The sequence below is a fragment of the Pseudomonas sp. DCA-1 genome, from assembly GCF_046523955.1.
GTDB lineage: Bacteria > Pseudomonadota > Gammaproteobacteria > Pseudomonadales > Pseudomonadaceae > Aquipseudomonas > Aquipseudomonas putida_Y.
Window position 1 is genome coordinate 5,840,680 of the sequence record NZ_CP169881.1, and the last position, 21,565, is coordinate 5,862,244.

The 21,565-nt window shown below is 62.7% G+C and carries 22 protein-coding genes; 14 read left to right on the forward strand and 8 right to left on the reverse strand.

Annotated features, from left to right (window positions below; translation table 11 throughout):
- Positions 1-29: 29 nt before the first annotated feature.
- From spoT to ACE4QZ_RS27345, 3 genes are read left to right on the forward strand one after another with little or no spacing between them, the layout of a single operon-like run.
- Complete coding sequence (spoT, locus tag ACE4QZ_RS27335; protein WP_021785253.1) at positions 30-2,138, forward strand: bifunctional GTP diphosphokinase/guanosine-3',5'-bis pyrophosphate 3'-pyrophosphohydrolase; 2,109 nt, start codon at positions 30-32, stop codon at positions 2,136-2,138.
- Positions 2,139-2,161: 23 nt separating this feature from the next.
- A complete protein-coding gene (locus ACE4QZ_RS27340) occupies positions 2,162-2,542 on the forward strand; it encodes a RidA family protein (RefSeq protein ID WP_003253379.1) in 381 nt (126 codons plus the stop codon).
- 57 nt (positions 2,543-2,599) lie between these two features.
- On the forward strand, positions 2,600-3,331 hold the full coding sequence (locus ACE4QZ_RS27345) for a hypothetical protein (RefSeq protein WP_021785254.1): 732 nt from the start codon (positions 2,600-2,602) through the stop codon (positions 3,329-3,331).
- Between the two features lie 168 nt (positions 3,332-3,499).
- On the opposite strand, the gene ACE4QZ_RS27350 is transcribed toward ACE4QZ_RS27345, so the two are convergent.
- Complete coding sequence (locus tag ACE4QZ_RS27350) at positions 3,500-4,357, reverse strand: SDR family oxidoreductase (protein WP_021785255.1); 858 nt, start codon at positions 4,355-4,357, stop codon at positions 3,500-3,502.
- A gap of 191 nt (positions 4,358-4,548) precedes the next feature.
- On the opposite strand from ACE4QZ_RS27350, the gene exbB reads away from it, so the two are divergent.
- The 6 genes from exbB (at position 4,549) to ACE4QZ_RS27380 (ending at position 11,268) form a co-directional block, all read left to right on the forward strand.
- Entirely contained in the window at positions 4,549-5,523 is a 975-nt protein-coding gene (exbB, locus tag ACE4QZ_RS27355; protein WP_021785256.1) for a tonB-system energizer ExbB, read from the forward strand.
- 3 nt (positions 5,524-5,526) lie between these two features.
- Positions 5,527-5,955, forward strand: a complete 429-nt coding sequence (exbD, locus tag ACE4QZ_RS27360) for a TonB system transport protein ExbD (protein WP_003253367.1) — start codon at positions 5,527-5,529, stop codon at positions 5,953-5,955.
- Positions 5,952-6,683: an energy transducer TonB gene (locus ACE4QZ_RS27365; RefSeq protein WP_021785257.1), complete on the forward strand. Its 732-nt coding sequence runs from the start codon at positions 5,952-5,954 to the stop codon at positions 6,681-6,683. Before exbD ends, ACE4QZ_RS27365 begins: the two co-directional genes overlap by 4 nt.
- 94 nt (positions 6,684-6,777) lie before the next feature.
- The gene (locus ACE4QZ_RS27370) at positions 6,778-7,704 is read left to right on the forward strand and encodes a hydrogen peroxide-inducible genes activator (RefSeq protein ID WP_012274839.1); all 927 of its coding nucleotides are present in this window, start codon (positions 6,778-6,780) and stop codon (positions 7,702-7,704) included.
- Positions 7,705-7,707: 3 nt separating this feature from the next.
- Positions 7,708-9,786 (forward strand): ATP-dependent DNA helicase RecG, encoded by a 2,079-nt coding sequence (gene recG, locus ACE4QZ_RS27375; RefSeq protein WP_028697464.1) that lies wholly within the window; start codon positions 7,708-7,710, stop codon positions 9,784-9,786.
- Between the two features lie 78 nt (positions 9,787-9,864).
- Positions 9,865-11,268, forward strand: coding sequence for an aminoacyl-tRNA deacylase and HDOD domain-containing protein (locus ACE4QZ_RS27380; protein WP_021785259.1), 1,404 nt, complete (start codon positions 9,865-9,867; stop codon positions 11,266-11,268).
- A gap of 164 nt (positions 11,269-11,432) precedes the next feature.
- Here the strand turns inward: ACE4QZ_RS27380 and ACE4QZ_RS27385 are convergent, their stop codons facing one another.
- From ACE4QZ_RS27385 to ACE4QZ_RS27400, 4 genes are all read right to left on the reverse strand, one after another.
- Complete coding sequence (locus ACE4QZ_RS27385) at positions 11,433-11,807, reverse strand: SCP2 sterol-binding domain-containing protein (protein ID WP_021785260.1); 375 nt, start codon at positions 11,805-11,807, stop codon at positions 11,433-11,435.
- A 147-nt stretch (positions 11,808-11,954) separates the two neighbouring features.
- A complete protein-coding gene (locus ACE4QZ_RS27390; protein WP_021785261.1) occupies positions 11,955-12,251 on the reverse strand; it encodes an HU family DNA-binding protein in 297 nt (98 codons plus the stop codon).
- Between the two features lie 187 nt (positions 12,252-12,438).
- Positions 12,439-13,587: an NAD(P)/FAD-dependent oxidoreductase gene (locus ACE4QZ_RS27395; RefSeq protein ID WP_021785262.1), complete on the reverse strand. Its 1,149-nt coding sequence runs from the start codon at positions 13,585-13,587 to the stop codon at positions 12,439-12,441.
- Positions 13,588-13,603: 16 nt separating this feature from the next.
- Positions 13,604-13,771 carry a rubredoxin gene (locus tag ACE4QZ_RS27400; protein ID WP_003253349.1) on the reverse strand — a complete coding sequence of 56 codons (168 nt, stop codon included), beginning with the start codon at positions 13,769-13,771 and terminating at the stop codon, positions 13,604-13,606.
- A gap of 223 nt (positions 13,772-13,994) precedes the next feature.
- Between ACE4QZ_RS27400 and ACE4QZ_RS27405 the strand changes: the two genes are divergently transcribed.
- Complete coding sequence (locus ACE4QZ_RS27405) at positions 13,995-14,552, forward strand: chorismate--pyruvate lyase family protein (RefSeq protein WP_021785263.1); 558 nt, start codon at positions 13,995-13,997, stop codon at positions 14,550-14,552.
- Positions 14,552-15,442 (forward strand): 4-hydroxybenzoate octaprenyltransferase, encoded by an 891-nt coding sequence (ubiA, locus tag ACE4QZ_RS27410; RefSeq protein ID WP_004575206.1) that lies wholly within the window; start codon positions 14,552-14,554, stop codon positions 15,440-15,442. The genes ACE4QZ_RS27405 and ubiA overlap by 1 nt, the downstream gene beginning before the upstream one ends.
- A gap of 33 nt (positions 15,443-15,475) precedes the next feature.
- On the opposite strand, the gene ACE4QZ_RS27415 is transcribed toward ubiA, so the two are convergent.
- Positions 15,476-15,847, reverse strand: a complete 372-nt coding sequence (locus ACE4QZ_RS27415; protein ID WP_028697463.1) for a hypothetical protein — start codon at positions 15,845-15,847, stop codon at positions 15,476-15,478.
- A gap of 173 nt (positions 15,848-16,020) precedes the next feature.
- Here ACE4QZ_RS27415 and phoB point away from each other — a divergent pair, with 173 nt between their 5' ends.
- The 3 genes from phoB to ACE4QZ_RS27430 all read left to right on the forward strand — a co-directional run bounded on the left by phoB (position 16,021) and on the right by ACE4QZ_RS27430 (position 19,580).
- Positions 16,021-16,710, forward strand: coding sequence for a phosphate regulon transcriptional regulator PhoB (phoB, locus tag ACE4QZ_RS27420; RefSeq protein ID WP_003253341.1), 690 nt, complete (start codon positions 16,021-16,023; stop codon positions 16,708-16,710).
- 48 nt (positions 16,711-16,758) lie between these two features.
- Complete coding sequence (gene phoR, locus ACE4QZ_RS27425) at positions 16,759-18,066, forward strand: phosphate regulon sensor histidine kinase PhoR (RefSeq protein ID WP_021785265.1); 1,308 nt, start codon at positions 16,759-16,761, stop codon at positions 18,064-18,066.
- Positions 18,067-18,239: 173 nt separating this feature from the next.
- Positions 18,240-19,580 carry a hemolysin family protein gene (locus ACE4QZ_RS27430; RefSeq protein WP_021785266.1) on the forward strand — a complete coding sequence of 447 codons (1,341 nt, stop codon included), beginning with the start codon at positions 18,240-18,242 and terminating at the stop codon, positions 19,578-19,580.
- A 12-nt stretch (positions 19,581-19,592) separates the two neighbouring features.
- Here the strand turns inward: ACE4QZ_RS27430 and ACE4QZ_RS27435 are convergent, their stop codons facing one another.
- Positions 19,593-20,489 carry a peptidoglycan DD-metalloendopeptidase family protein gene (locus ACE4QZ_RS27435; RefSeq protein WP_021785267.1) on the reverse strand — a complete coding sequence of 299 codons (897 nt, stop codon included), beginning with the start codon at positions 20,487-20,489 and terminating at the stop codon, positions 19,593-19,595.
- A gap of 146 nt (positions 20,490-20,635) precedes the next feature.
- Positions 20,636-21,526, reverse strand: coding sequence for a response regulator (locus tag ACE4QZ_RS27440; protein ID WP_021785268.1), 891 nt, complete (start codon positions 21,524-21,526; stop codon positions 20,636-20,638).
- Positions 21,527-21,565 lie beyond the last annotated feature (39 nt).

Below are 21,565 nucleotides of genomic sequence, written 5' to 3' on the forward strand. Positions count from 1 at the left end.
GGCCCTCTTCCTCGGCAGGAGGTGAACCCATGCCGGGTATAGAAGCCTTGGCCGAACGGCTTTCGACCTATCTTGGCCCCGAACAGGTCAACCTGGTCCGGCGTGCCTATTTCTACGCCGAACAGGCCCACGATGGGCAACGCCGCCGCAGCGGCGAGCCCTACGTGACCCACCCGCTGGCCGTGGCCAGCATCCTCGCCGACATGCACATGGACCATCAGAGCCTGATGGCGGCCATGCTGCACGATGTGATCGAAGACACCGGCATCGCCAAGGAAGCCCTCAGCCAGCAGTTTGGCGAGACCGTGGCCGAACTGGTCGATGGGGTCAGCAAGCTGACCCAGATGAACTTCGAGACCAAGGCCGAGGCGCAGGCGGAAAACTTCCAGAAGATGGCCATGGCCATGGCCCGCGACATTCGCGTGATCCTGGTCAAGCTGGCCGACCGTCTGCACAACATGCGCACCCTGGAAGTGCTGTCTGGCGAAAAACGCCGTCGCATCGCCAAGGAAACCCTCGAGATCTACGCCCCCATCGCCAACCGCCTGGGGATGCACAATGTGCGCGTGGAGTTCGAAGACCTTGGCTTCAAGGCCATGCACCCGATGCGCTCGTCGCTGATTCACCGTGCAGTGAAGAGCGCACGCGGCAATCGCAAAGAAATCGTCGCCAAGATCGAACACTCGCTGGCCAACTGCCTGGCCGCCGACGGCATCGAGGGCGAGGTCAGCGGTCGGCAGAAACACCTCTATGGCATCTACAAGAAGATGCGCGGCAAGCGCCGTGCCTTCAACGAGATCATGGACGTGTATGCCTTCCGCATCATCGTCGACAAGGTGGACACCTGCTACCGCGTGCTCGGCGCCGTGCACAACCTCTACAAGCCGCTGCCCGGGCGCTTCAAGGATTACATCGCGATCCCCAAGGCCAACGGCTACCAGTCGCTGCACACTACCCTGTTCGGCATGCACGGCGTGCCCATCGAAATCCAGATCCGCACCCGCGAAATGGAAGAGATGGCCAACAACGGTATTGCCGCCCACTGGCTGTACAAGTCCAACGACGACGAGCAGCCCAAGGGCAGCCACGCGCGTGCCCGCCAGTGGGTCAAGGGTATCCTCGAACTGCAGCAACGTGCCGGCAACTCCCTGGAGTTCATCGAGAGCGTGAAGATCGACCTGTTCCCGGACGAGGTCTACGTGTTCACGCCCAAAGGCCGGATCATGGAGTTGCCAAAAGGCTCCACGGCCGTCGATTTCGCCTACGCGGTGCACACCGACGTTGGCAACAGTTGCATCGCGTGCCGCATCAACCGCCGCCTGGCGCCGCTGTCCGAACCGCTACAAAGCGGCTCGACCGTGGAAATCGTCAGCGCCCCGGGCGCTCGGCCAAACCCGGCCTGGCTCAACTTTGTGGTCTCCGGCAAGGCACGCACGAATATCCGCCACGCGCTCAAGCAACAGCGCCGCTCGGAGTCCATCAGCCTGGGCGAGCGCCTGCTGAACAAGGTACTCACCGGCTTCGACAGCAGCCTGGAGAAAATCCCCCAGGAACGCATCCAGTCCATTCTCGCCGAGTACCGCCTGGAGCTGATAGAAGACCTGCTCGAAGACATCGGCCTGGGCAACCGCATGGCCTACGTGGTCGCGCGCCGCCTGCTGTCGGCCGAAGGCGAACAGCTGCCGGCGCCAGAAGGCCCGCTGGCGATCCGCGGTACCGAAGGCCTGGTGCTGAGTTACGCCAAGTGCTGCACGCCGATCCCGGGTGACCCGATTGTCGGCCACCTGTCGGCCGGCAAGGGCATGGTCGTGCACCTGGAGAACTGCCGCAACATCAGTGAAATCCGCCACAACCCCGAAAAGTGTGTGCAGCTCTCCTGGGCCAAGGACATCACTGGCGAGTTCAATGTCGAACTGCGTGTCGAACTGGAACACCAGCGCGGGCTGATCGCCCTGCTGGCCAGCAGCGTCAACGCCGCCGACGGCAACATCGAAAAGATCAGCATGGACGAACGCGACGGCCGTATCAGCGTGGTCCAACTGGTGGTCAGCGTGCACGACCGCGTGCACCTGGCGCGTGTGATCAAGAAGCTGCGTACCCTGACCGGTGTGGTCCGCATCACCCGCATGCGTACGTAGTCCGCCAACCGCAAGGAGTCATCATGAGCAAAACCGTCATCAACAGCGACAAGGCCCCTGCCGCCATCGGCACCTACTCGCAGGCGATCAAGGCCGGCAACACCGTGTACATGTCGGGCCAGATCCCTCTGGACCCGAAGACCATGGAACTGGTCGAAGGCTTCGAGGCCCAGACCGTGCAGGTGTTCGAGAACCTCAAGGCCGTGGCTGAAGCCGCTGGCGGTTCGTTCAAGGACATCGTGAAACTGAACATCTTCCTCACCGACCTGAGCCACTTCGCCAAGGTCAACGAGGTGATGGGCCGCTACTTCGAACAGCCCTACCCAGCCCGCGCCGCCATCGGCGTTGCCGCGCTGCCAAAAGGCTCTCAGGTCGAAATGGACGCCATCCTGGTCATCGAATGATGCCCTGGTGACGGGCCCCTGCCCGTCACCCTTCTTACTCCGCAAGGTTACCCCGTCATGCGTCAAGCACTGCCCTTCGCGCTGGCAGCCCTGCTACTGGGCGGCTGCACCAGCCACAAACCCGAAGACTTCAACGGCATCTGGATCAACCAGGAAGCCATCACTGCGGCGGTCAAAGCCGGCAGCCTGCGCCAGGCCCTGAATGAGCATGGCCCAGTGTTCGAGTGGAAGCTCGATGTGGCCAATCAGCAAGCCAGCTATAGCAATGGTTTCGAGGCCGCTGACGGCCAGCTGAGCGCCAATGACAAGCAATGGCAGGCCCGTTTCCATGGCGGCCAGACCGAGCAGCTTTCGCTCGATGGCGACGAGCTGCTGGCCGTCGACCAAAGTGGCGCCAAGCAAACCTTCGTGCGCGCCAAGGTGCCGGCGACAGCCAATGCACCACTGGGCAGCAGCTTCGAGAAGGCGCTGTACCAGGCCTACCTGGGTGGTAACTGGAAGATCGTCGAAGGCCAGGGCAAAGGTGCCAGCGTGCGCTTCAGCGACACCGGCAACGTCACCGGCCTACCCGGGCCGGACCGCTTCGCCCTGTGCCTGGCGGGTGATTGTGCGACCATGGGTGGCAGCAATGACAGCCTGTGGCTGGAGCGCAACCAGCGCGGTGCACCGTTCATCATCAAGCGCGATGGCGACAAGCTGGAGATTTTCCAGGCAGTGAACCGTGCGCAGCCGGATGAAATGCCGGAACTGGCACCGGGCAAGCGTCAGTGGGCGCTGGAGCGCAGCTGAGATGATGCGCGGTCCCTGTAGGAGCGGGTTTACCCGCGAAGAAGACACCGCGGTGGATGGTACGGGCTTCGCCCGTGTTCGCGGGCAAGCCCGCTCCCACAGGGTCGCGCCAGCTTTTAGAAATTGAGCAAGACAGTTACTCCCACAAGGGAACGCGCCACCTGCCAGCTAGGCTTTTCCTGCCAGAATCGCGGCGTAGCCTTCCCTGTAGCTCGGATATACAGGCGCCCAGCCCAGCGCCCGCGCCCGGGCATTGCTACAGCGCTTGCTGCCAGTACGCCGCACCCGCTGCTCATCGGACCATTCGGTAACCCCCATATACGCCCGTAGCCAGGCCACCACATCGGCCAGCGGCGCGGGGTCGTCATCAACGCCAATGTAGCAGTCGTCCAGCACCTTGCCATCAGCATCGGCCTGCAGCAGAAACGCCAGCAGGCTGGCGGCATCTTCGGCATGAATGCGGTTGCCATACAGCGGCGGCTCCTCGGCTACGCGGTAACCCTGACGCACCTGGCTCAGCAACCATTCGCGCCCTGGGCCATAGATACCGGTCAGGCGGACCACGCTCGCCGGGATGCCGCTGGCCAGTGCCAACCGCTCAGCCTCCAGCATCACTCGCCCGGAATAGCCCTCAGGCTCGGTGGCAGCGCCCTCCTCTACCCACTCGCCATCCTTCTGCGCATACACGCTGCTGCTGGAGACGAACAACAGGCGACGCGGGCGCTGACCACGCTCGGCCAACCAGGCCAATACATGGCGCAAGCCATCAACATAGGCTGCTTGGTAACCCGCCTCATCGTGCTGGCTGGCCGCCACGCAGTACACCAGGTAATCCAGCGCGCCCTGTGGCCAGGCCAGCGGCATCGACGGTTCGGCCAAGTCTGCGGCAACCGGCTGAACCCCAGCGGGCAGCTGATCGACAGAACGGCGCAGGCCGCTCACCTTCCACCCTTTAGCCAACATCTGCCTGGCCAGACGCCCACCCACATCACCACAACCCACCACCATCACGGAAAGGTCTGACATCTCTAAACTCCCCTAGACCAATTGATCAGCCTGGCCACGCTACACGATGGGCGGCTAGACCATAGGCGAAAAAAGCTACAATATTACTTTTGTTAACAAGAATTACTTGCAATAATGGCCGCCAAATTGTTCTCGGCCTGCATCGAGGCCTTGGAGAACGCTCACTTTTTTCTTCATCAGGTCCGGCCAGCATGACACGTACTCAACCTTCCGCTTCGCCAACCCCGTCGCGCGCCTGGCGCGCCATCGCCGCGCTGACACTCAGCCTGGTGCTGGCCCCGGTGGCCATGGCCGATGAGCCAACCACCAACGCCGCCACGCCTGCTGCTGCAACTGCCCCGGCCACACCCGCTGCTGCCCCGGTCGATGCGCCTGCGCCTGGTGCCACTGCCACCACCCCGGCAGATACACCGGCCGCAGCAGACCCGAGCGTTCAAGCCCTGGTCGAAGACACCTCGCTGGGCATGGCCCATGACCTGTCCCCATGGGGCATGTACAAGAACGCCGACATCGTGGTGAAGATCGTCATGATCGGCCTGGCCATCGCCTCCATCATCACCTGGACCATCTGGATTGCCAAAGGCTTCGAGCTGATGGGCGCCAAGCGCCGCCTGCGTGGTGAAATCGCCCAGCTGAAGAAGTCCACCACCCTGAAAGAAGCCAGCGAAGTCTCCAACAAGGAAGGCACCCTGGCCCATACCCTGGTCCACGATGCCCTCGAAGAGATGCGCCTTTCGGCTAACGCTCGCGAAAAAGAAGGCATCAAGGAGCGCGTCAGCTTCCGTCTGGAGCGCCTGGTACATGCCAGCGGCCGCACCATGAGCAGCGGCACCGGCGTCCTCGCAACCATCGGTTCCACCGCGCCGTTCGTCGGCCTGTTCGGTACCGTATGGGGCATCATGAACAGCTTCATCGGCATCGCCAAGACCCAGACCACCAACCTGGCCGTCGTTGCCCCAGGTATCGCCGAAGCGCTGCTGGCCACTGCTCTGGGCCTGGTCGCGGCAATCCCGGCCGTGGTCATCTACAACGTCTTCGCCCGCTCCATTGCCGGTTACAAGGCGCAGGTGTCCGATGCCTCCGCCCAGGTACTGCTGCTGGTCAGCCGTGATCTGGACCACCAGGGCAGCGAGCGCGCCGCCCCGCACATGGTGAAAGTGGGGTAAGCCATGGGCCTGCATCTCAACGAAGGTGGCGACGACCTCGCCGAAAACCACGAAATCAACGTTACGCCGTTCATCGACGTGATGCTGGTGCTGCTGATCATCTTCATGGTCGCCGCTCCCTTGGCCACGGTCGACATCAAAGTCGACCTGCCGGCCTCAACCGCCAAACCGGCACCAAGGCCAGAGAAACCGGTGTTCGTCAGCGTCAAGGCCGACCAGAAGCTGTATGTCGGAGACGACCAGGTGGCTGCACCCGACCAGCTTGGCCCGATGCTCGACGCCAAGACCAAGGGTGACAAGGAAACCACCATCTTCTTCCAGGCTGACAAAGGCGTGGATTACGGCGACCTGATGGAAGTGATGAACAACATGCGCGCGGCCGGCTACCTGAAAGTCGGTCTTGTAGGTCTCGAGACGGCAGCCAAGAAATGATGAAAACGCGCTCTAACATGGCGCGCTACGGTGGCAGCCTGGCGATCGTGCTGGGCGTGCACGTGGTCGCCGTGCTGCTGACGCTCAACTGGTCGGTGCCCCAGGCCATCGAGCTGCCCCCGGCAGCGATGATGGTCGAACTGGCACCGTTGCCGGAGCCTGCGCCACCACCACCCCCAAAGGCAGCTCCGCAGCCACCGGCCCCGGTCGAGGAACCACCGTTGCCGAAGCTGGCAGAAGCGCCCAAGCCCAAGATCGCCATCCCCAAGCCGCCCAAGCCGAAGGCCAAGCCCCAGCCGCCCAAGCCCGAGAAAAAGCCTGAGCCGCCGAAGGAAGCGCCACCCACCGAGCAAACGGTGGACGCACCGCCCAGCAACACGCCACCGCAGAAGTCCGCGGCACCGGCTCCGAGCATTGCGTCCAACAGCAAAGCACTGCCAACCTGGCAGAGCGACCTGCTGCGCCACCTGGCCAAGTACAAGCGCTACCCGGAAGACGCGCGCCGTCGCGGCCTGCAAGGCATGAACCGCCTGCGCTTCGTGGTCGACGCCGAAGGCAAGGTCGTGTCGTACTCCATGGCCGGTGGTTCAGGCAGTGCCTCACTCGATCGGGCGACCCTGGAAATGATCCGTCGGGCCGGCAAGGTACCCAAGCCGCCACCCGAGTTGCTGAACAATGGCACGATTGAAGTCGTGGCACCGTTCGTCTACTCACTGGACCGCCGCTGAGACTTTTGCTTCTGTCACAATTCGGCAAGTCTGATAACGTGCGTCTATCGATTGCAGCCGCTATGCTGGGCCCGCAACTTCATGGACGCACGTTATGACCCTCACCGAATTACGCTACATCGTCACACTCGCCCAGGAACAGCACTTCGGCCATGCCGCCGAGCGCTGTCACGTGAGCCAACCAACCCTGTCGGTCGGTGTGAAGAAGCTCGAGGACGAGCTTGGCGTTCTGATCTTCGAGCGCAGCAAAAGCGCAGTACGTCTGACCCCGGTCGGCGAAAGCATCGTCGCCCAAGCGCAGAAGGTACTGGAGCAGGCCCAAGGCATTCGTGAACTGGCCCAGGCCGGCAAGAATCAGCTGACCGCCCCGCTCAAGGTCGGCGCCATCTACACCGTCGGCCCCTATCTGTTCCCGCACCTGATCCCGCAGCTGCACCGCGTGGCGCCGCAAATGCCGCTGTACATCGAAGAAAATTTCACCCACGTACTGCGCGAAAAGCTGCGCAACGGCGAACTGGACGCGGTGATCATCGCCCTGCCGTTCAACGAAGCCGACGTGCTGACGCTACCGCTCTACGACGAACCGTTCTGCGCCCTGATGCCTGCCGACCACCCATGGACGGCGAAGAAGACCATCGACACTGCCATGCTCAACGACAAGAGCCTGTTGCTGCTCGGTGAGGGCCACTGCTTCCGCGACCAGGTACTGGAAGCCTGCCCTACCCTGAACAAGGGGGGTGAAGGCTCAAGGCACACCACGGTCGAGTCCAGCTCGCTGGAAACCATCCGTCACATGGTGGCTTCGGGCCTTGGCGTATCGATCCTGCCGCTGTCGGCCGTGCACAGCCATCACTACGCCCCCGGCGTCATCGAAGTGCGCCCGCTGACGGCACCGGCACCATTCCGCACGGTAGCCATCGCCTGGCGCGCCAGTTTCCCGCGGCCAAAGGCCATCGAGATCCTCGCCGATTCGATCCGCCTGTGCTCGGTCGCCAAAAACCCTGCGGAACAACCGGCCTGAGTCATGAGTGAGCTGTCGAAGGTCCCGGTCACAGTACTGAAAGGTGTGGGCGAGGCAATGGCGGAGAAACTCGCCAAGGTCGGCCTGGAAAACCTGCAGGACGTGTTGTTCCACCTGCCCCTGCGCTACCAGGACCGCACGCGCGTGGTGCCAATCGGCCAGCTGCGTCCGGGCCAGGATGCGGTTATCGAGGGTGTGGTCAGTGGTACCGATGTGACCATGGGCAAGCGCCGCAGCCTGGTGGTGCGCCTGGGCGACGGCAGCGGTGTACTGACATTGCGCTTCTACCACTTCAGCAACGCGCAGAAGGAGGGCCTGAAGCGGGGCACCCACCTGCGCTGCTATGGAGAAGCCCGCCCCGGCGCTTCCGGCCTGGAAATCTACCACCCGGAGTACCGCGCGCTGAACGGCAGCGAGCCGCCGCCACCGGTGGAACAGACACTGACGCCGATCTATCCGTCCACCGAAGGTCTTACCCAGCAACGCCTGCGCCTGTTGTGCCAGCAGAGCCTTGCCCTGCTTGGCCCGCGCAGCCTGCCCGACTGGCTGCCTGACGAACTTGCCCGGGACTACCAGCTGGCACCCTTGGACGAAGCCATACGCTACCTGCACAACCCGCCGGCCGACGCCGACCTCGACGAGCTCGCCGAAGGCCAGCACTGGGCCCAGCACCGCCTGGCCTTCGAAGAGTTGCTGACCCACCAGCTGTCGCAGCAACGCCTGCGCGAAAGCCTGCGCAGCCTGCGTGCGCCGGTACTGCCCAAGGCCACCCACCTTCAGGCGCAGTACCTGGCCAACCTGGGTTTCCAGCCGACCGGCGCGCAGCAGCGGGTAGCCAACGAAATTGCCTATGACCTTAGCCAGCACGAACCGATGATGCGCCTGGTGCAGGGCGACGTGGGTGCCGGCAAGACCGTGGTCGCTGCACTGGCCGCGTTGCAGGCGCTGGAGGCTGGCTATCAGGTGGCATTGATGGCCCCCACCGAGATCCTCGCCGAGCAGCACTACATTACCTTCAGGCGCTGGCTGGAACCGCTGGGCATCGAAGTCGCCTGGCTAGCCGGCAAACTCAAGGGCAAGGCCCGGGCCGCTTCCCTGGAGCAGATCGCCAACGGTGCACCCATGGTGGTCGGCACCCACGCGCTGTTCCAGGAGGAGGTGAGGTTCAAGCACCTGGCCCTTGCGATCATCGACGAACAGCACCGGTTTGGCGTGCAGCAACGCCTGGCCCTGCGCAAGAAGGGCGTGGCCGGCGAGTTGTGCCCGCACCAGCTGATCATGACCGCCACCCCGATTCCGCGCACCCTGGCCATGAGCGCCTACGCCGACCTGGACACTTCGGTGCTCGACGAATTGCCGCCAGGGCGCACGCCGGTGAACACCGTGCTGGTGGCCGACAGCCGCCGCTTCGAAGTGGTCGAGCGGGTACGCGCCGCCTGCGCCGAGGGGCGCCAGGCCTACTGGGTATGCACGCTGATCGAAGAGTCCGAAGAACTCACCTGCCAGGCCGCCGAAAGCACTTACGAGGAGCTTGGCAGCGCGCTTGGCGAGCTGAGGGTAGGGTTGATCCACGGGCGCATGAAGCCGGCGGAAAAAGCCGAGATCATGGCCGAGTTCAAGGCTGGCAACCTGCAGCTTCTGGTCGCCACCACGGTCATCGAGGTGGGTGTGGACGTGCCCAACGCCAGCCTGATGATCATCGAGAACCCCGAGCGCCTGGGCCTTGCACAGTTGCACCAGCTGCGTGGCCGGGTTGGTCGGGGCAGCGCCGTGAGCCATTGCGTGCTGCTGTACCACCCGCCGCTGTCGCAGATAGGCCGCGAGCGCTTGGGGATCATGCGCGAGACCAACGACGGCTTCATCATTGCCGAAAAAGACCTTGAACTGCGTGGCCCGGGCGAGATGCTCGGCACCCGCCAGACCGGTCTGCTGCAGTTCAAGGTCGCCGACCTGATGCGCGACGCGGACCTGCTGCCGGCCGTGCGCGACGCGGCTCAGGCCCTGGTATCACGCTGGCCGGAACACGTCAGCCCGCTGCTGGACCGCTGGCTGCGCCATGGCCAACAATATGGCCAAGTGTGACGCCAGTCCCAGAATGGATCCAGATTTGCTCGCAGGCTGGTTATACTTCGCGTTTAAAAGAATCAGTGGATACGGACCATGACTGAAGTTGCCCTGGACACCGCAACCCCACACGCCCCCTCCGTCATCAGGCTGCTGCTCGACAAACTTGGCGTGCCCTTCCGTCAGGTGGTCGAACACCCGCACCTGCCTGCGGCTTCGCGGGTGCAGGCTGTCCTTCTCGACGACGAGGTCGGCGCCCTCATGGTGCTGTTCCCGCAGAGCCACCTGCTGGACCTCAACCGCCTGGCCGAGCTGACCGGGCGCAAGCTGACCGCCGTGTCGGTACCGCGACTGAAGCAGATGCTCGACAAGCACCACCTCAAGGCGCTGCCGGGCATCCCGGCGCTGACCAGTTCGCCATGTCAGTACGAAAAGGCCCTGCTCGACACCGAAACTGTCTTTATCCAGTCCGGCGAAGCCGGCCTGTTGCTGGAAATCGAACGCGCACACTTCAAGCGCATGCTGGCCAAGGCCAGCGCCAGCAGCTTCGGCCAGCAAGTCGAAGCGATCAGCCCCAACCTCGACCGCCCCGATGACGACACCCGGGAAATCACCAATGCCGTCCAGGCCTTCACCGCCCGACGCATTCAGAAGCGCCTGGAAGAAACCATCGAAATTCCTCCGCTCGCCGACACCGCGCAGAAGATCATCAAGCTGCGGGTAGATCCCAACGCCAGCATCGACGATATCACCGGCGTGGTCGAAACCGACCCGGCGCTGGCGGCACAGGTGGTGAGCTGGGCCGCATCGCCCTACTATGGTTCGCCGGGCAAGATTCGCTCGGTGGAAGACGCCATCGTGCGTGTGCTGGGTTTCGACCTGGTGATCAACCTGGCCCTGGGCCTGGCGCTGGGCAAGACCTTGAGCCTGCCAAAAGACCACCCACAGCAGGCCACGCCCTACTGGCAACAGTCGATCTACACCGCCGCGATCATCGAAGGCCTGACCCGCGCCATGCCTCGCGCAGAACGCCCCGAGGCCGGGCTGACCTACCTGGCCGGGCTACTGCACAACTTCGGCTATCTGCTGCTGGCGCATGTGTTCCCGCCTCACTTCTCGCTGATTTGCCGCCACCTTGAGGTCAACCCGCATCTGAACCATACCTACGTGGAACAACACCTGCTGGGCATCAGCCGCGAACAGATCGGTACCTGGCTGATGAAGCTGTGGGACATGCCGGAAGAGCTGTCGACTGCCTTGCGCTTTCAGCACGACCCGGCCTACGAAGGCGAATATTTCGCGTTCCCCAACCTGGTGTGCCTGGCCACCCGTCTGCTGCGCTCGCGAGGCATAGGCTCAGGGCCGCAGGAAGAGATTCCTGACGAGCTGCTGGAACGCCTGAGCATTACCCGGGACAAGGCTGAGGATGTGGTGAACAAGGTGCTCGAAGCCGAGAACCTGTTGCGTGAGCTGGCTTCGCAGTTCCACGCACCGCATTAAGCATTAACGCATACCCTGTGGGAGCAACTGTCTTGCTCAACTTCTAAAAGCTGGCGCAATCCCTGTGGGAGCGGGCTTGCCCGCGAACACCGGCGAAGCCGGTGCCATGCACCGCGTCGCTTGTTTCGCGGGCACGCCCGCTCCCACAGCATCCCCGTCGGGTTTCAACCTTTCTTCTTCGGTTTCAGGTATTTCATCAACCCCTGAAACCACATCACCAACGCCGGGTTGCCCTTGATCTGGATGTGCTTGTCCTGAATCCCTTGCATGAAGGCCAGCTGCTTGTTACCCGCCTGCATGGTGGCGAAGCCGTAGGCAGCGTCCTTGAAGGCAATGGCGAACGCCGGCTGGGGGTGCGCGCCGCCCTTGCTGCTGATGCGCTCGTTCTCGACGATGAAGTGCCGGGCGACCTTGCCGTCCAGGGTTTGCATCTGGAATACCAGGTTCTTGCCTTTGAGCTGCTGCTGGAAAGCGGGGTTATTACGGCTGGCCCTGGCCATCAACAGCCCCATGGCCCAGAGAAGAAAGCGGAACTTCATCAACGCGCCTCGAACGAAAAGTGACTAAGGCGCGCAGTCTATCCTTTTCCAGAACTATTTATGCAAGTTAGAAGCATCTTGCCTGCAGAAAGCACAACGGGCGCCCCGGGGCGCCCGCTTGGCTGAAACTGGGTTGCCAGGGAGCGATTACTTGCCCTTCTTGGCAGGTTTGGCTTCGTTAACTTCATCGCGCAGGTTCTTGCCTGGCTTGAAGGCCACGGTGTTGCTGGCTTTGATCTTGACCGGCTCCCCAGTCTGCGGGTTCTTGCCGGTACGCGCACCGCGATGACGTTTTTCGAAGGTGCCGAAACCGACCAGGGTCACGGTGTCCTTGTCCAGGGCACCGGTGATGCTGTCGAGAATCGCGTTCAAAACCTGATTGGCCTTTTCCTTGGTCAGGTCAGCCTTGTCGGCGATGACGGCGGCGAGTTCTGGTTTGCGCATAGTGAAGCCTCTTTGACGGAATTCTTGTTGTTATGCCGTGCTGCCTCTGGGAGCAGCGCTCAAGGCACCGCAGGCTCTAATCTGCGGCAGACGGGAGTGAGAATGGCACGAGCTCAGGGGCCGCGCCAGTATCTGGGCGGCCATTGTGCAGGCAACAACAGGATAAATCCGACAGAACGCGCGCTATTTACGCCATAACCGCTGGCAACTGACGATTCAGCGCCAGCTTCTCCATCACCGCCGCTCCGGTGAGGGCGTAGCCCAGCAGCTTGCCGTCGGCATCTAGGCAGAGCACCTTGAGGTCACTGCCCTGCCCCTCTACCTGCCAGATGCCTTCGCAGCCCTGTGGCGCCGGCGAGACAACCAGCGGACAGGCCGGGGTTTTCACGGTGATCGGCATCGGCCCGTAGGAAACGGCCGTCGGCTTGCCCGCCAGGGTTTGCGCCAGCGCCCGGGCACAGCTCATCAGCGGCATCACATACAGCAGGTTGATGCCATCGACTTCGGCACAGTCGCCAAGGGCGAAGATGTTGGCGTGTGAGGTACGTAGCTCGCGGTCTACGCTTACGCCACGATTGGTCTGCAGGCCGGCCGCGGCAGCCAGGTCGGTACGTGGGCGAAGGCCGATGGCCGAAACCACCAAGTCGCAGACGATCACGCGGCCATCCGACAGGTGTGCCTCCAGGCCTTGGGTCACCTGCTGCAGGCGGGTCAGCACCGGCCCCAAGTGGAAGCGCACACCCAGGCTCTCCAGCCCACCCTGCACTGCCGCCGCAGCGGCCGGGTGCAGCAGGGTCGGCATGACCTGTTCGCACGGAGCCACAACGTCGACCTCGAAGCCGCCCAGGCTCATGTCGTTTGCAAATTCGCAGCCGATCAGACCGGCACCGAGGATCAGCACACGCTGCTTGCCAGCGGCGGCCGCACGGAAGCGCGCGTAGTCTTCCAGGTCGTTGATCGGGAACACCAGATGGCCGCCATCACCCTCGATCGGCACCTGCACGGTCTGCGCCCCCCAGGCCAGCACCAGGTCGCGGTACTCCACGGCCTCTTCGCCGATCCACAGCCGCTTGTGCCCCGGGTCGATGCCGCTGATGCGGGTATGGGTGCGGATCTCGGCATTAAGTTGCTCGGCCATAGCGCCCGGCTCAGCCATGCACAGGCCGTCGGCGTCCTTCTGCTTGGCAAAGCCCATGGAAAGCATCGGCTTGGAGTAGGAACGACCATCGTCGGCGGTGATCAGCAACAGCGGCGTCTGCGCATCGAGCTTGCGAAATTCACGGGCCAGGTTGTAGCCCGCAAGGCCGGTACCGATGATTACCACAGGGGACGTCATGTCGTGCTTTCCTCGATTAACCGATGGAGATCATTTCAAAGTCGCTTTTGCCGACGCCACAGTCGGGGCACAGCCAGTCTTCAGGCACATCCTCCCAACGGGTGCCGGGGGCGATGCCGTCGTCGGGCCAGCCCTCGGCTTCGTCGTAGATCAGGCCACAGACAATACATTGCCACTTTTTCATCAGGTCTATTTCCTCGGTTCAGGCTGGGGCTTGTGCTGCTGATGGCCACTTCGCGGGCAAGCCCGCTGCTGCAGCGACCGCGAAGGGCCTGGCGGTCTTGCCCGCGAACGGGGCCAGCACGCAATGCGTGGGGGCTTTGTAGCGGCCCTGCCGGCAGTATGCAAGCAGTTGGGGCAATCATGCTAAGCTCGCCGCCTCTCTGGCAGTAACAAAGCATACCGACGTGTCGTACGAATCCCCGCAAGCAGCCGCTGTCGCGTGGCTGCCGTATTCACAACTGGCGACCGACATCGACCAGCCCACCCTAGACTGGCTGTTCGACGAGGGCTCGCTGACCCGCCGCCTGACCCGTCTGTCCATTGATCACTTTTCCGTCACCCCGCTGTTCGAGGGCTGGCAGCCGCTGCGCGATGACGAATGCCAAGCGCTGGGCATCGCTGCCGGTTCCGAAGGCTGGGTGCGCGAAGTGTACCTGCGCGGCCATGGCCAACCTTGGGTATTCGCCCGCAGCGTGGCCAGCCGCAGCGCCCTGGAACGTGGTGGTCTGGACCTGGAAAGCTTGGGCAGCCGCTCGCTGGGCGAGTTGCTGTTCTGCGACCAGGCGTTCATCCGTCATCCACTTGAAGTGTGCAGTTACCCACAGGCCTGGCTGCCGTCCGAAGCAGCACATGCGGCGCTTTGGGGCCGCCGCTCGCGCTTCGAGCGCAACGGCCTGGACCTACTGGTGGCAGAAGTGTTCCTGCCGGCATTGTGGCAAGCGGCCAAGGAGGAAAACCGCTGATGTACCTGCAACTGCTCAAGTCGCTCAACCGCCTGCACCCACGGGCCTGGGACTTCGTCCAGCTCAGCCGCATGGACCGACCGATAGGCATCTACCTGCTGTTGTGGCCGACCCTGTCGGCAGTGTGGATTGCCGGCAACGGGTCACCAACCCTGGCCAATGTGCTCATTTTCGGCCTTGGTGTGGTGCTGATGCGCGCGGCCGGCTGCTGCATCAACGACTTTGCCGACCGCAAGGTTGACGGCCATGTCAAGCGGACCGCCGACCGCCCCCTGGCCAGTGGCCGGGTGCGGCCACGCGAGGCGCTGACACTGTTCGCGATTCTGGTCGGGGTGAGTTTCCTGCTGGTGCTGTGCACCAACAGCCGCACCGTCTGGCTGTCGTTCGGGGCGGTGGCCTTGGCGTTCTGCTACCCGTTCATGAAGCGCTACACCTACTACCCGCAGGTGGTGCTGGGGGCGGCGTATTCGTGGGGCATTCCCATGGCTTTCACAGCCGCTGGCGGTGAATTGCCGGCCGGCGCCTGGCTGCTGTATATCGCCAACCTGCTGTGGACGGTGGGTTATGACACCTATTACGCCATGGTCGACCGCGATGACGACCTGAAAATTGGTGTGAAATCCACTGCGATCCTGTTCGGCGACGCTGATCGCAGCATCATCCTGACCCTGCAGTTGCTGTCGCTGGGCTGCCTGTTGCTGGCCGGTAGCCGCTTCGACCTGGGTGGCTGGTTCCACCTTGGGTTGCTGGGTGCGGCGGCGTGCTTTGCCTGGGAATACTGGTCAACACGCAAGCTGGACCGGGAATCGTGCTTCAAGGCGTTTCTGCACAACCACTGGGCGGGGATGCTGGTGTTTATCGGGGTGGTGCTGGATTACGCGTTGCGCTGAGTAGTTTGGGGCTGCTGTGCAGCCCCGGCTAGCTCAAGGCTTGGCAACGTGCCAGACGTCTTTCATGCCGTCACCGGTCATGTCACCGGCCTTCTTGTCCTTGATGAAGGTATACAGTGGCTTGCCGTCGTAAGCCCACTGCATCGAACCGTCGTCACGCGTTACATGGGTCCATTTATCCTTAGGTGCTTCGTCTTCTTTCTTGACCATCAAAGGTGGCCAGTTCTTGGCGCACTCGCCATTGCACATCGACTTGCCGCCCGCATCCTTGTCAAAGGTGTACAGGGTCATGCCGGCATGATCGACCCACTTGCCATCCTTCTCCATGGCATGGTGGGCCAACGCCACCCCCGGGAGCGCCAACGCAGTGAAAAGGGCCATCCAGCTCAGCGTATGTCGTGTCATTGGATTCACCATTGTTTCGGGGGGAAATGGGTTCGGGTTGCCATTAAAGCGGCCCTCTGTAGCCTAGTTCAGTCATGGAATGTCGCCAGAACGGCCAACACCCTGTCACACAGCTGCAATAATTCCGTTATCTAATGCGGGCCAAGACACCGAATCCAGGAGAGGTTTTGAGCATGGTAGGCAGGAACATTCTGATCGTCGACGACGAAGCGCCCATTCGCGAGATGATCGCCGTTGCCCTGGAAATGGCCGGCTATGACTGCCTGGAAGCGGAAAACTCCCAACAGGCACACGCGATCATCGTCGACCGCAAACCGGACCTGATACTGCTCGACTGGATGCTGCCGGGCACCTCCGGCATCGAGCTGGCCCGCCGCCTGAAGCGCGACGAGTTGACCGGTGATATCCCGATCATCATGCTCACCGCCAAGGGTGAAGAGGACAACAAGATCCAGGGCCTGGAAGTGGGCGCCGACGACTACATCACCAAACCGTTCTCGCCGCGTGAACTGGTCGCGCGACTGAAAGCCGTGCTGCGCCGCACTGGCCCGAGCGACAGCGAAGCGCCGATCGAGGTCGGTGGCCTGCTGCTCGATCCGATCAGCCACCGCGTGACCATCGACGGCAAGCCGGCCGAGATGGGCCCTACCGAATACCGCCTGCTGCAGTTTTTCATGACCCACCAGGAACGCGCCTATACCCGAGGCCAACTGCTGGACCAGGTGTGGGGCGGCAACGTCTATGTCGAGGAACGTACCGTCGACGTGCACATCCGTCGCTTGCGCAAGGCACTGGGTGAGGCTTACGAGAATCTGGTACAAACCGTCCGGGGCACTGGCTACCGCTTCTCGACCAAGAGCTGATCGAGTTCCAGAGCGCCAAGCTGCACGTCGTTGTACAAGGACCGTCAATTGAACCAGAACTGGCACGCAACCCTGATTCGCCATCTGCTGTTGCTGATTACCATCTGCCTGATCGGCGGGCTGGTAAGCGGCTACTACGGCTGGAGCCTGGCCATTGGCCTGGCGCTCTATCTGGGCTGGACCCTCAAGCAACTGCTGCGCTTGCACGACTGGCTGCGCAATCACCAACCCGACGAAGCACCGCCCGATGGCTACGGCCTGTGGGGCGAGGTATTCGATAGCATCTACCACCTGCAACGCCGCGACCAGCGCGTGCGGGGCCGCCTACAGGCAGTGATCGACCGGGTGCAGGAGTCCACCGCCGCACTGCGTGACGCGGTAATCATGCTCGACAGCGACGGCAACCTGGAATGGTGGAACCGCGCCGCCGAGACCCTGCTGGGCTTCAAGACACCACAGGACGGTGGCCAGCAGGTGACCAATCTGGTGCGCCACCCGCTCTTCAAAGAGTACTTCGAGGCGGAAAACTACCTCGAACCGCTGGAAATCCCTTCGCCGATCAATGACCGCATGCGCGTGCAGTTGCACATCACCCGCTACGGCAACAATGAACACCTGATGCTGGTGCGCGATGTCACCCGCATCCACCAGCTGGAACAGATGCGCAAGGACTTCGTCGCCAACGTGTCCCACGAGCTGCGCACACCACTGACGGTAATCACCGGCTACCTGGAAACCCTGCTGGACAACGTCGAAGACGTGAACCCGCGGTGGAGCCGCGCCCTGCAGCAGATGAGCCAGCAAGGCTCGCGCATGCAAACCCTGCTCAACGATTTATTGCTACTGGCCAAACTGGAAGCCACCGATTACCCATCGGACAACCAGCCGGTGGCAGTCGATGCCCTGCTCGCCGCCATCAAGAACGACGCCCAGGCCCTGTCCGGGCCGCGCAACCAGCACATCAGCCTGGAAGCTGCGCCCGGCGTGAAGCTGAAGGGCAGCGAGTCGGAACTGCGCAGTGCCTTTTCCAATCTGGTGTTCAATGCAGTCAAGTACACCCAGGACGAAGGCAACATCCGCATCCGCTGGTGGGTCGATGCCCAGGGCGCTCATCTGTCGGTGCAGGACTCGGGGGTGGGCATCGATGCCAAGCACTTGCCACGCCTGACCGAGCGTTTCTACCGGGTAGACTCCAGCCGTGCATCGAATACCGGCGGGACCGGGTTGGGGCTCGCAATCGTCAAGCATGTGCTGATGCGCCACCGCGGCAAGCTGGAAATCAGCAGTGTACCGGGGCATGGCAGCACCTTTACCTGTCACTTTGCGCCAGCACAATTGGCCAACGAAAAGGCTTGAGATTGGCGCTGATGCGCAGCCCTTCGCGGGCCCGCCCGCTCCCGCAGGGACCGCAATAAATCCGCTGCCCTTTGCTTTTGCGGCCCCAGCCGCTACATTGGATTCCCCGTGCCAGCAAAAGCTGGCACTTTTTTTCTCTCTATCTCAAAGACGGACCCCGTAAAAACTCCATCATGGACCCTTCCTCTGGTATCAGCCTCACCTCGTTATTCGCCGATTTCGGCATGATCATCTTTGCCTTCCTGCTGGTGCTGCTCAACGGCTTCTTCGTTGCTGCGGAGTTCGCCATGGTCAAGCTGCGCGCCACACGCGTGGAGGCCATCGCCGAAAAGCACGGCTGGCGCGGCAACATCCTGCGCAAGGTTCACAACCAGCTCGACGCCTACCTGTCAGCCTGCCAGTTGGGTATCACCCTTGCCTCGCTGGGCCTGGGCTGGGTGGGTGAGCCCGCCTTCGCCCACCTGCTGGAGCCATTGCTGGCCTATTTCGGCGTGGACAGCGCCGAGCTGGTCAAGGGGATCTCGTTCTTCGTCGCCTTCTTCGTCATCTCGTACCTGCACATCGTGGTCGGCGAGCTGGCACCCAAGTCCTGGGCCATCCGCAAGCCAGAGCTGCTGTCGCTGTGGACTGCGGTACCGCTCTACCTGTTCTACTGGGCAATGTACCCGGCCATCTACCTGCTCAATGCCAGTGCCAACACCATTCTGCGCATTGCCGGCCAGGGCGAGCCTGGCCCGCACCACGAACACCACTACAGCCGCGAAGAGCTCAAGCTGATCCTGCACTCCAGCCGCGGTCAGGACCCAAGCGACCAAGGCATGCGCGTGCTGGCCTCGGCCGTGGAAATGGGCGAGCTGGAAGTGGTCGACTGGGCCAACTCGCGTGAGGACATGATCAGCATCGACGCCCATGCGCCTCTGAAGCAGATCCTGGCTCTGGTGCGCCGCCACAAGTTCAGCCGCTACCCGGTATACGACGCCGAGCGCGAAGAATTCACCGGCCTGCTGCACATCAAGGACCTGCTGCTGGAGCTGGCTGAGCTGGAGCACTTGCCAGAGACCATCGACCTGGAGGACCTTGCCCGGCCACTCGAACGCGTGTCGCGGCACATGCCCTTGGCCCAGTTGCTGGAGCAGTTCCGTAAGGGCGGGGCGCACTTCGTACTGGTAGAAGAGGCCGATGGCAAGGTGATCGGCTACCTGACCATGGAAGACGTGCTGGAAGTGCTGGTGGGCGACATCCAGGACGAGCACCGCAAGACCGAGCGAGGCATTCTCGCCTACCAGCCGGGCAAGCTGCTGGTGCGCGGGGACACCCCGCTGTTCAAGGTCGAGCGCCTGCTGGGTATCGACCTTGACCACATCGAGGCGGAAACTCTGGCCGGGCTGATCTACGAGACGCTCAAGCGCGTCCCTGAAGAAGAGGAAGTGCTGGAGGTCGAAGGGCTGCGCATCATCATCAAGAAGATGAAAGGGCCCAAGATCGTACTGGCCAAGGTGCTGAAGCTGGATTGATGGTCCAATCGGTCAGGGGTTGCCGGCAGTGAAATCCGGCATCCCGCTGATCGGCCTGGCGAAGCGGTAAGGTATCGATTCCAGCGCCAACCCCACATTGCGCTGCACCACAAAATGCAGGTGCGGCCCAGTGCTGTTGCCGGTATTGCCCGACTTGGCCAGCATCTGGCCCTGCCGTACCCTTTGCCCCTCCGCCACCACCACCGAACCGCGCATCAGGTGAAGGTATACGCCCATGGTGCCATCCGGGTGCAAAATCCTGACAAAGTTGCCCGAGGGGTTTGGGCCGCGCCCGCTCTGGCTGTTCTCCGTCTTCACCACCACCCCTTCCCGCGCGGCGATGATGGTGGTGCCTTCGGGCATGGCGACATCCATGGCGTAGCGCCCTTTGGGTCCAAAATGACTGACGCGGCCATTGGGGCCCTGAGTGACGCGGAACGGCCCGCCAATCCACGGGAACGCATAGCGGAAGCCCTGGGGCCGCTTACCCGGGTCACCCATGGCCTGCAGCAGGGTCGAACGGTAGTTCAGCAGCAGCCCGGGCCGCCCCCTGAGCACACTGAGCATCTGCGTGCTGCGCGGCGGCAGCAGCCGACGCACAATACGCGGGGCATCGCCGCCTTGTGCGTTGACCAGGTTGTCCAGCCGCAACTCTACCTCTACCGGCACGTGCAGCTCGTTACGTGCGGAAAAGCTCACACCACCGTCGAAGGTTTTCGCATTCAGCCGCACTTGGCCTTCGAGCGTTTCGACCATGGGCTCGCGCAGCACCAAGGGCTTGGCGCCGGGGCCAGGCCGGTCAGAATAGGAGATGACACCGGAATCGTCGGTGATCTTGTAGAGCGTCACGCCCTGGCTCGACGCTGAGGCCATGAGTAATGCACAGAACAGCAGCAGGCGGGCGGGCATGATAGTGGCTTTTTGACAGTTATGATCTGTCGAAGCCTAGCAGCGGGTTTTACGGTCTGTATTGCAGTTGGTCGGATGGGGCGAGGCAGGCTTTTGGCAGGAGCAGCCTTGTGCTGCGCCTGCCAAAAGCATGGCGCGGGGCCGGGTCAGGCACCAGGGGTGAAGTGCTTCTGCGCAGTGCCGCGGGCGATCAACCGAGAAAGGTAGTCGAGCTTCTGGGCATCCTGGTCGACAAACTTGAACGTCAACTGTAACCAGTCACTGTCAGGTTTTGGCTCCAACGCCGCGACAGCATGCAGGTAGCCGTTCAGGCGAGCGACTTCGGCACTTTCGCCCTGCTCCAAGTCCAGCACCGCACCTTCCAGCACCTGTGGCAGCGCTTCGCTGCGGCGTACCACCAGCAGTGCCTCTTTCAGGCTCAACGCCTTGATCACGCATGGCTGCGTGCCGCTGGCCAGGCGCAACTGGCCCTGGCCACGGCCGCTTGGCGCGGGGGCAGCCGGTGCGGGAGCCGCGACCAAAGGCTTGGCCGACGCTGGCGCTGGCGCCGCAACCTTGACCGCTTCCGGCTTACCCGCAGTCAACGCGTTCAACGAATCGTTGGCAAACGCCGAGTTGGCTCGCGCCGGGCCGATGGCCATCAGGCTGTCGAGCTTGCCGATCTTGGTCAGGGCTTTCTTAACCTTGGTCAGCAGTTGCTCGTTGGTGAACGGCTTGCCTACAAAATCGGAAACGCCCGCCTGGATCGCCTGAATGACGTTTTCCTTGTCGCCACGGCTGGTCACCATGATGAACTGCAGGTTCTTCAGTGCAGGCTGCTGACGGCACCAGGTCAGCAGTTCCAAGCCAGACATTTCCGGCATCTCCCAGTCGCACAGGACCAGGTCGAACGCTTCCTTACCGAGCATGACCATGGCCTTGCGACCGTTGACCGCGTCTTCGATGGCCATACCCGGGAAGGCATTGCGCAGACACTTGCGGACCAGATCACGGATAAACGGGGCGTCATCCACGACCAGCACATTCACTTTACTCATCGATACTCCTTATGAATCCCGTCTAGCCTACTGCCAATG